Origin of the sequence: Aquidulcibacter sp., from assembly GCF_020253525.1 — a bacterium.
Taxonomy (GTDB): domain Bacteria; phylum Pseudomonadota; class Alphaproteobacteria; order Caulobacterales; family Aquidulcibacteraceae; genus Aquidulcibacter.
Genome location: NZ_JADCBK010000115.1, coordinates 1 through 9,100, shown reverse-complemented (window position 1 = coordinate 9,100; position 9,100 = coordinate 1). Strand labels below are relative to the sequence as shown.

General features: G+C 54.9%; 8 protein-coding genes and 1 pseudogene. 4 read left to right on the top strand and 5 right to left on the bottom strand.

Features of this window, described 5'->3' with window-relative positions; all coding sequences use genetic code 11:
* The coding region (locus IOB61_RS13115) for a zinc ABC transporter substrate-binding protein (RefSeq protein WP_290817491.1) at window positions 1-298 on the top strand (298 nt) is incomplete at its 5' end.
* A 3-nt stretch (window positions 299-301) separates the two neighbouring features.
* Here the strand turns inward: IOB61_RS13115 and cysE are convergent.
* Both cysE and IOB61_RS13105 read right to left on the bottom strand, forming a co-directional pair.
* Window positions 302-1,141 carry a serine O-acetyltransferase gene (gene cysE / locus IOB61_RS13110; RefSeq protein ID WP_290817488.1) on the bottom strand — a complete coding sequence of 280 codons (840 nt, stop codon included), beginning with the start codon at window positions 1,139-1,141 and terminating at the stop codon, window positions 302-304.
* Between the two features lie 2 nt (window positions 1,142-1,143).
* Window positions 1,144-1,743 (bottom strand): NUDIX hydrolase, encoded by a 600-nt coding sequence (locus IOB61_RS13105; RefSeq protein WP_290817485.1) that lies wholly within the window; start codon window positions 1,741-1,743, stop codon window positions 1,144-1,146.
* A 62-nt stretch (window positions 1,744-1,805) separates the two neighbouring features.
* Here IOB61_RS13105 and IOB61_RS13100 point away from each other — a divergent pair, with 62 nt between their 5' ends.
* Window positions 1,806-2,444 (top strand): nitroreductase, encoded by a 639-nt coding sequence (locus IOB61_RS13100; RefSeq protein ID WP_290817482.1) that lies wholly within the window; start codon window positions 1,806-1,808, stop codon window positions 2,442-2,444.
* A 29-nt stretch (window positions 2,445-2,473) separates the two neighbouring features.
* Here the strand turns inward: IOB61_RS13100 and IOB61_RS13095 are convergent, their stop codons facing one another.
* Entirely contained in the window at window positions 2,474-6,472 is a 3,999-nt protein-coding gene (locus IOB61_RS13095) for a DUF3971 domain-containing protein (protein WP_290817479.1), read from the bottom strand.
* A gap of 247 nt (window positions 6,473-6,719) precedes the next feature.
* Here IOB61_RS13095 and bcp point away from each other — a divergent pair, with 247 nt between their 5' ends.
* Both bcp and IOB61_RS13085 read left to right on the top strand, forming a co-directional pair.
* Complete coding sequence (gene bcp, locus IOB61_RS13090) at window positions 6,720-7,190, top strand: thioredoxin-dependent thiol peroxidase (RefSeq protein ID WP_290817476.1); 471 nt, start codon at window positions 6,720-6,722, stop codon at window positions 7,188-7,190.
* Between the two features lie 99 nt (window positions 7,191-7,289).
* Window positions 7,290-7,913: a polymer-forming cytoskeletal protein gene (locus IOB61_RS13085; RefSeq protein WP_290817473.1), complete on the top strand. Its 624-nt coding sequence runs from the start codon at window positions 7,290-7,292 to the stop codon at window positions 7,911-7,913.
* A 20-nt stretch (window positions 7,914-7,933) separates the two neighbouring features.
* On the opposite strand, the gene IOB61_RS13080 is transcribed toward IOB61_RS13085, so the two are convergent.
* On the bottom strand, window positions 7,934-8,872 hold the full coding sequence (locus tag IOB61_RS13080) for a hypothetical protein (protein WP_290817470.1): 939 nt from the start codon (window positions 8,870-8,872) through the stop codon (window positions 7,934-7,936).
* A 36-nt stretch (window positions 8,873-8,908) separates the two neighbouring features.
* Window positions 8,909-9,100, bottom strand: a pseudogene (locus tag IOB61_RS13075) (alpha/beta hydrolase); the annotation flags it as partial.

Genomic DNA, 9,100 nt, shown 5'->3' with positions numbered 1-9,100 from the left:
GGGCCGCGAGTTCGACCTCGAGTTTCGCGGTATCGCAGCCTTATCCACAGGGGCTCAGCCTTCGGCCAAAGCAATGGCCAGCCTGCTTGACGACATAAAGGGCGCAGATGTCGCCGCCTGCTTTATTGAAACAGAAGCGGATCAACGCCTGATGGCGCAAATCGCGAAAGAAAGTGGTGCGAAGCTAGGCGGGAAGCTCTATTCGGACTCGCTGTCAAAGCCAGACGGCCCCGCTGGAACAAGCATCAAGATGCTGGCCTACAACATTTCCACCATCGCCAAAGCACTCGCAACCTAAGGCTTAAAGCCCCGGGTCAAAAGTTGCGACATCAAAAACATGATCCATACTATCGGCCGGGTTTTCGCAACAAGGCCCACCGACGGGGCGCGCCGGGATACCTGCCACCGTGCAACCGGGTGCCACTTCGTGCAGGACAACGGAGCCTGAGGCAATCCGTGCCCCTTCACCCACTTTGATATTGCCTAAAATTTTGGCCCCTGCCCCGATTAGCACGCCTGCACCGATCTTCGGGTGGCGGTCACCGCCTTCTTTGCCGGTTCCACCCAAGGTCACATTGTGCAGCATAGACACATTATCGCCGACAACAGCCGTTTCACCGATCACAATGCCGTTCGCATGGTCCATAAAGATGCCTTCGCCTAAGCGTGCGGCTGGATGGATATCGACTTGAAACAGCTCTGCCACCCGACTTTGAAGATGGAAGGCCATCATTTCACGGCCCGTCTTCCATAAGTGATGGGCAACTCGGTGGGCCTGCAAGGCTGCAAAGCCCTTGTAATAGAGAAAGGGCTGCAAATAAGTGCGGCATGCCGGATCACGCAGCTTGATGACACGCACGTCAGCCTGCGCACTGCGGACAATCGCGGGATCTTCTTTGAAGGCTTGCATGCAGACTTCGCGCATTTGAAGCGCATTCATATCTGCCCCACCCAATTTCTGCGCCAGAAGATAAGCCAGCGCATCGTCGAAATTGGCGTGATTGAGAATGGTCGCATTCAATAGGCTTGCCAATAAGGGCTCTTCAGCAGCAGCAGTGGCCGCTTCAGTGCGCAAATGGGTCCAGACGTTGGTTAAGCCAGTCGCTATGCCGCCAACGAGTTCTAAGCTTGCACCTGCCATATTCAGTCTCCGTCTGGGTGAGCTAACAACTTCTTGGTCAGCGCAGCGGGCAATTGATTTGTCATTGCTAGATGGTAAGTCCGATAGACCGTCGCAACTGTCAACGCATCACGAATTTTTCCTGCCTCTACATCAGCCAGCAAATCGGTGAAATGAAGCTGCTTGATCGTTAAGACCTCTGTTCCTTCCGGGGCCAAAGTACCACGTGACAATCCATACGCCACAAAGCAGATAGCGGTTTCGTCGCTGACAGAGTTTGACAGATCCATGTCGAGTACCTTGATCAAAGTCTTGGCACGTATGCCAACTTCTTCTTCCAATTCACGCAAGGCGCCGGCCTCAAGATCTTCGGCATAAGGCACGCCGCCTTCTGGCATCTCCCAAGACCAAGCTTCAACGGGCCTACGATACTGGCCCACCATCCAGACATGGCCTGTATCATCTATCGGCAGCACGCCAACGGCACGATTGGTAAAGCGGACAATCCCGTAAATGCCCGGCTTGCCGTCTGGACGCAGGACATCTTGATGTTCCACCGTTATCCAAGGGTTTTGATACGCGATATGCGACGCGAGGGTCTGGAAGGGATCAGATTCAGACATAGAGCAAAAAAACTTTCACAAGGCGATGCAATCGCATTCACTATGCCTTATGTCTGAAAACAATGACAATTGCACCACACACCCTCCCGCCTCCACCCATCGAAAACGATGTCCTGCCGCAAGCCAGCCCTGATGAGGCCTTTCTCGCGCGACTGGCATTGCGCCGCTCAACCAAGGTTGCACATCTAACCGCCCCTGGCCCCGACAACGACACGTTGGATGCGATCCTACGGCTGGCGGCCCGGGTTCCAGATCATGGAAAGCTTGGTCCCTGGCGTTTCATCATCCTATCTGGCGATAGCCGAAGGTCCTATGGGGCAAAGGTTGCAGCGCTCTTGTCTGATCGAGGTCAAGTAAAGGATGCAGAACGGCTCGCGCTTGAGGAGGGCCGTTTTCTTCGCGCGCCAGTGGTTGTGGCCGTGGTGTTTTCGCCGGTTGAAAGTCCAAAGGTCCCCGAATGGGAGCAAGTGCTTTCTGCTGGAGCGGTGTGTTACAATCTGCTGTTAGCAGCCAATGGCTTTGGCTTTGGCGGCTGCTGGTTGAGCGAATGGGTGGCCTATGATCGTGACGCGCTGGCCCTGCTAGGCCTAACGCCACAGGAGAAGCTTGCCGGTCTGATTTATCTTGGAACAGCCACGGAAGCTCCGTTGGAACGGCCGCGTCCGAGTGCTTCGTCACGGATCACGCATTGGCAGCCTTAACGTCTAGCCGCCTTTGGTGAAGGTGTGCGTCAGCTTTGCGGCGCTGCCTCGCCGGCCGGGTCAGCTGGCGGTGGGATCAGAGCAGGTACAATTGGCTTCTTGAGCCGGGGTGGCGGCTCCAGAGGGGCCTGACTCTCAAATAGTTTCCGCAAAAATCCTGGGGCGAGAGCTGAAATCGGATTGGTCCTCAGTTTAGGATTTGCCAAAGTGCCTTGGGCGGTAAAGGTTAGGCCGACCAAGCCCTCGTCCTGTCCACCGCCTAGAAGTCCACCAAATAGGGGCATTTCTCCAAGGGCGCGGTTTAAGCCCCCAGGAGTTGCCACCCCGCGAATATCCAACTTTCCTTCCTCAAGATCCACATAGCCTGAGGCCTTCACCGTATAGGCTGCACCGTCGGCCTTCCCTTCACGCAGGGCAATGATACCGCCATTCACAGACATCGGCAGCCGCACCAGATCAAATAAGATCGGAGTTTGCTTGTTGGGTGCATAAGAAACGCCTTTAACCTCAACCGTCAAACTGCCTGCACTGTCGGCACCAACCACAGGCAATTCTCCCTCAATCGTGCCGGTTCCCCCAACCAATGGTGCGCCGGGATAAATCAAACCTGCAAAGAAGCCTGCATCGGAAAGGCTGCCGACAATGCTGCGGCGACCATCTTGTTGCTGGCGCATAACGATTTCGGTTTGCCCTGTGGGGGAACTGCCTGTCATAGTAAGCGAGCGCCAGCCATCTTGATCCCGCAATAGGCTGGCATGCACATCATCCAAGGCAGCCGACTGGCCGGTGGCGAGACGCTTAATCGAAGCAGAAAGATTGAGCGGTCGATCCAGCAAATCGACGGTACGCTCGGTTACATCGCTTTTGATCAAAAACGGACTTAGATCAAGATAGTCGCCCTCAGCATTCACACGTAATCCATTGGCATCTTCAGAAATATGCAACTTCAAATCTGCCGCCCGTGCAACTGAAATGCGGGAGAAATCGGCGGCAACTAAGTCAAGCTTTTCTGAGAAGGCCAAATCCCCGCGAACATCGGCACCTCTGGCACCAAATACCACTTGCTTGGCTTCCCAGCCACCGCCTTCGCGCTGGGTGATGCGAGCTGTCGCTTGCGCTGCTTCGCCTTCAGGCTTGGTCCAAAGGGAGCCAGGCAGAACCATGGTCGCCAAATTGAAGTCAGCGTCCAAATCCGCGCCAAGCAGCTTATTGCCTCTAGACTGTGCATCCAGCCTGAGGCGCACGGGCCCTGTTGCATAGGCCGTGACGTCCACACCAATTTGGATCAAACTTGCCAAATCAACCATGCCGTCTGCCACCAATTGGGTGCCCGGTGCGGCCGCGGTTTCAGGTTCTGACACCCACGAGAAATCAAATGGATTGCCGGCAATCCAAGCCTGCCCTTTTACATCGACACGGCCATTATCAATATCCAATTGGACGGTACCGTCATTGGCCTCCAAGCCAGCAAAAGCGTCTTGCAGGCTAGCCTGCTCAAATTGTCCGCGCGCTTGCACCTTGATCGCGTCGGGTTGCAATCGATCTGATAACGGCAGACGCAAGTCTAATTCCAGACTGCCCTCACCGTCCAAACGGGCAGGATCAAACTGAGCCTTGGAGAGCAGACGTAAGGGTTCACGGTCGGCCTCCTGTGCCATTAAGGCGACCGAACCTGACACTTTCGCATGCACCACACCCTCAGAATCCTTGGGTCTGAATTTTGGAATGGCGAAGGAAGAGTCAGACAAGGTTAGATCGCCTAATTTGCCACCATCAATCGCAACATGGAAGCTATCGCCGGTCAGATGAGCGCGCCCCGAAACGCCGGTCAAAGCTGTCATTTGCGGCAGATATTGCACCGTCGCATCCCGGATATCAAAGTCCAGTGCGATCATATCTGACCCACCCGGCTGTCCCTTTAACAACCCAGAAGGGATACGCAGCACGAGGCGCTCGGTTTTACCGACACCTTCCTTGACCACATTGGCAATCGCGGTGCGTGTCTCAGGCAAGAAACCTCGAGGCCAGCCCGCGAGCAAGCTTTCAACGTCAATTTCACCGTCAATATCGGCATCAAGATTGACCATTGCTGATCCGCGACGGGCCAACGCCACTTCGAGATTTCCCTGAACAGCGATCCCGCGATGGTTTAAGCTGATCGCAGGCAATCGGACCCCGCGCGGCAGAACGTCACCTGCCACGTCGACTCCCGTCGCAACAAAAGGTCTCGACAATTGGTTGGGGCTTGTCAGGATCAAGCTTGGCGTCTTCAACCAAGCGTCATTCAGCCCTTTGTCGCTCAAAGTGCCAGCCATCGCAAGTGAACCTGTTGCGATTGAAACAACGGGATTATTGAAGGCAAAGCTATCGGCGGAAACATCTGCGAGGTTGATTGAACCATTGGCTTGGCGCGTGGCTTGAACCGCAAGATTTGAGCCCGCAAGCCCAAGGCCACGTGAACCAGATTGAGTGGTGGTCATGGCGGCGATACGCGCGTTAACTTGGCCTGCGCCGGCAAGATCAGTCCCGCTCCATGCTAGGCTCAGGCCCCGCGCATTGGTTTGCGGGATAGAGAGTCCACGACCTGCCAAGTTCAAGCTGATAAGACTTGCCTGTGCATTCCATGGACTACTGGCCGAGGGGCGATCCAATGTTAGATTAACGCCAGCCCCGCTACCAAATGCGCCGGCCCGATCGCTGAAGGATATACGCGCAGACTTGGCCTGCACACTGACTTTACCACCGGCAAAAGCACCTTGAGGTCCAGCTTTGCTTAGCCCTCCTCTTGGGCCTGTTGAAAGCACTTTAACCTCTGCTTCCAACAGCTTGGCCATGGTTGAATTGGGATGCGATAGGCCAAAACCTTGGGCTACCAGATCGGCAGAAATCAAGTGCATGTCTTCAGAGAGCAGGACTTTACCGCTGGCTCCCTCGCCAACCACACCGCCAGCATTTGGGGTATCGAGGGCAAAGGACTTTGCTGCAAATTCTAAGCGTCTTTGGTCTGCATTGGCGGGAAAGAGCTGACCACTGACACCAGCGGCTTGGATTCTGTCACTGACAATATCGAGCGTTTGAAGACTAATGATGCCCGTATTTTTTGACCAAGCCCCCGTTCCAGCTGCCCGTTCAACAGCGATACCCCCTGCACGGCCACGCGCCAGCCGCAGCGTGCCTTGAACCGAAATCGGACTGCCTTCTGGCGTGAGATAAACCAAAGCACGTCCGCTTAATGGACTTGTCCATTTAGCCAATTGTTCCAAGCTCTGACCACGCAAGCTGAGCGGCAATTGTGCAAAACGCATGTCTTCCAAGTCGGTCACCAAAGCCAGCGCGCCATCAGCAGCCGGCGGGGCAGCGATGGCAACATTCATGCTTGAGTTCGACTTTTCTATTCGGCCAGAAGCCTGCAACGTGATGATACCACTTGAACTTCGAAAGAGGCCCGCACGTGCGCGCTCCAAAATCAGGCGCTGGCCGCTATCTGGGTCAATCATTTGTAGGCGCGCCTCGGTCAGCACGACTTGTGCCACCCGGCCCGCTTGGCCCTTCGGATCAAGCGCTTGGCGCGTTGCTTTCAAAATGCGGGCGAGGCCGCCATCCTCACCCTTGATCCGCGGTAGCGCCAAGACTTCCTCTGCAGACCCAAAACCAAAGGCTGTGCGGCCTTGTCGGTCGACAACCAGAACCGCCTCAATACCCGACAAGCGGGCTTGTTTGACGACGGCGCGGCCGATTAGGAGCGAGGGCGCATCCAGTGTCAGATCAACTTTTCCAAGCCGCAAGGGTGAGGTTCTTTGGTCTGTGCGCGCTGTGATTTGACTCGCTAAAACCACAAAGTCCCGCGCTTCTTGATCCCAGCCAAGGCGCAGCGACCCAATTTTGGTCTGCCCACCGACAAGACGGCTCAAAGAATCCTCGACAAAGGGTGTCGTCGCCGAGATCGACACGGTACCAATCGACAGCCGCCACGCCAAATAACCAGCAAATAGGCCCGATAGAGCCAAGGCCACGGTGGCACTTTCCATCCAAAATCTTGAATGCCGTGTTTGGCTTAAAGGCTTTTTTGTCCGCTTGGCCACCACGGTCCCGCTCGGTGTTTCCTCCAGTTCCGGCTTACTCTCCTTTGCTCGTTTCTTGTCACGTGATTGCCGCACTTTTGTGGAAGAAGCTTCTTGGCCGCGAGGTGGCCCGTCCCCGGCTTGCAAGCCAGCGGCCTCAGGCTTATCTGCCTGATCAAGGCGCTTTCGGCGCGAACGGATTGGATTTAGCACCATGAGCGAAATTGCAATTGGCCAACAGGCCCCTGACTTTGAAATGCCGACAGACGGCGGCGGAACCGTGGCCTTGTCTGGTTTAAAAGGAAAGAGTGTTGTCCTTTATTTTTATCCAAAAGACGACACCTCGGGCTGCACAAGCCAAGCAATCGCATTCACTGAGAACATAGACAAGTTTCGTGCCCTTTCGTGCGAAGTCATTGGTGTCTCCAAGGATAAGGTCGCAAGCCATGACAAGTTCAAGGCAAAGTATGACTTAGATGTGACCTTGGCATCAGATTTTGGCACCCAGATTTGTGAAGCCTATGGCGTTTGGGTTGAGAAGAGCATGTATGGTCGGAAATATTTCGGGATCGAGCGTACAACCTTTCTGATCGATAAAAATGGCACGATCGCAAACATCTGGCGGAAAGTAAAAATTCCCGGTCATGATGAAGCCGTTCTTAAGGCAGTGCAAGAATTGGTGTAATTCCCCAAGGAATACACCCCAAACAGGATTTCGGGTGTTGCGTGACACCCCAGCATGCGTAACAAGGGCGCGTAATCGCCAATCAAAGGGAACAAGACGATGGCCTTTTGGAATAACAAATCCAAAGAAACCTATGTTGAGACTGAAACCGTTGCGACCCCTGCGCCACGCAACGAACCCCCGGCGATTGCCGTTGTTGCACCAAGCCCAAAGCCTGCCGCCTCGGTGGTTGCAGCTGGCGCGGTCATCAGCGGGTCCTTGTCGTCTCCCGGTGACGTGCATATCGAAGGCATTGTGATCGGTGATGTGCGTTGCGACACGTTGGTGGTTGGCAAAAATGGTGAAGTCAAAGGCAATGTGATCAGCGAAATCGCAACCATTCGGGGCAAAGTCTCGGGTGATGTGCGGGCCCGCATGATTCAATTGGCCACCTCGGGCTCCATCGATGGTGATTTGACGCATGCAATTCTGATTATCGAAGAAGGCGGTCAGTTCGAAGGCCGTTCTAAGCGCTCGGCAGACCCCCTTGCCGGCCCCTCGATTGAAACAACCCATATCGAAACAAAGGCGACCTCTGAGCGTTCAACGAAGAAGACCAAGGCAACCACCGCTAAAACACAAGCCGCCGCAGCACCAGAACCAAAAGCCCCCGTCGCCAACGAAGAGCCCCCGCGCTCCAGCCTTGCAGACGCGTTGGGTGATGCCTTTGCGGTGAATGCTTAAATCCTAGACCCAAAGTCAGCCTAAGCCGGCGCTGAAACCACAATATAGCGGGCGCTCAATTGCCCGGCACGGACTGCGGCGGCGCGTGCTTTCCATGTGACGATGGAGTGAAGCGCTAAGGTTGCCGCCTCTTGGCCGCCGGCTTTAATCAACGCCGCTTGGCGCTTATCAAAGTCTTTGCCGATTAAGGACCAGCAAGAGCTGATCGCGGCTAGGAAATTCAAGTTGCATTCGGCTTCAGAAACCACGGTCAGGCCCGCAGCTTGAGCGGCATCCTTGAACACCTCGACCGGTGTAAAGGAGCGATTTTCAATTCCTTTGGCAAGGTCAAGTGATGCCTCACCCTCGGTCGAAAATAGGTCAAACCAAACAGCTTGCCCGCCGGGCTTTAAGAGACGCAAAATTGAGAACGCCCCCCGCTCTGCGCGTTCAGCTCCGCCGCCTTGGAATAACAGCATCGCCATTTCTGCTTGCCGCTCAGCAAGACCGGACAATTGGCCATTATAGGGTTTTGCGGTGTAGCCCTTGCGCGCCTTGCTTTTCTTAACAGCCTTTGCCGCCAGATTGCGAATGGTTGGATCGGCTTCATAGGCAGTCAATTTGACGCCAAATTGCTCCAAGAGAGTTCGGCTGATCAACCCACTGCCAGCGCCAATGCAGGCCAAGGTCGCATCTTTCTTGGCCCCCACGGCTGTGCCTAATTGTGTGGTGAGGTCCAAGGATGTCGGAAAATTTCGATCCGGGCCCCACATGATGTGACTTGCTGTAACATATAGCTTTTTATGTTTGGCGCTAAGCTTGCCCGGGGCATCTTGTGCTTCGATTTCAGCCTTAATCGCTTCTAAGTCTGGCGGATCGCCCCCCTCCCACCAAGCAACCAAGCGGGCGCGAGTTTGGGCCAAAGCTACAGGATCTAACTTCGGCAAAGCAGGTATGGGCAGAGCAATCTTCAAGGCCATACGGAAATGACTAGCAAAACAGCCTTAACGAGTTCCTTATTTTACAACCTTACCTATGGGTCCAAGTCCGGAGGGTAATGGCCCCTCAGGATTGTCAATAAAGGCCGCAATATCAGCCCAAACACGTTCAGCCTGTAGATCGCGGGTCAGCATGTGGTAGCCTTCGGGATATTCAATGGTACGGACCTTTGATGGCAGCTTTCGAACCGTAGCCGCCAAGGCAGGGCG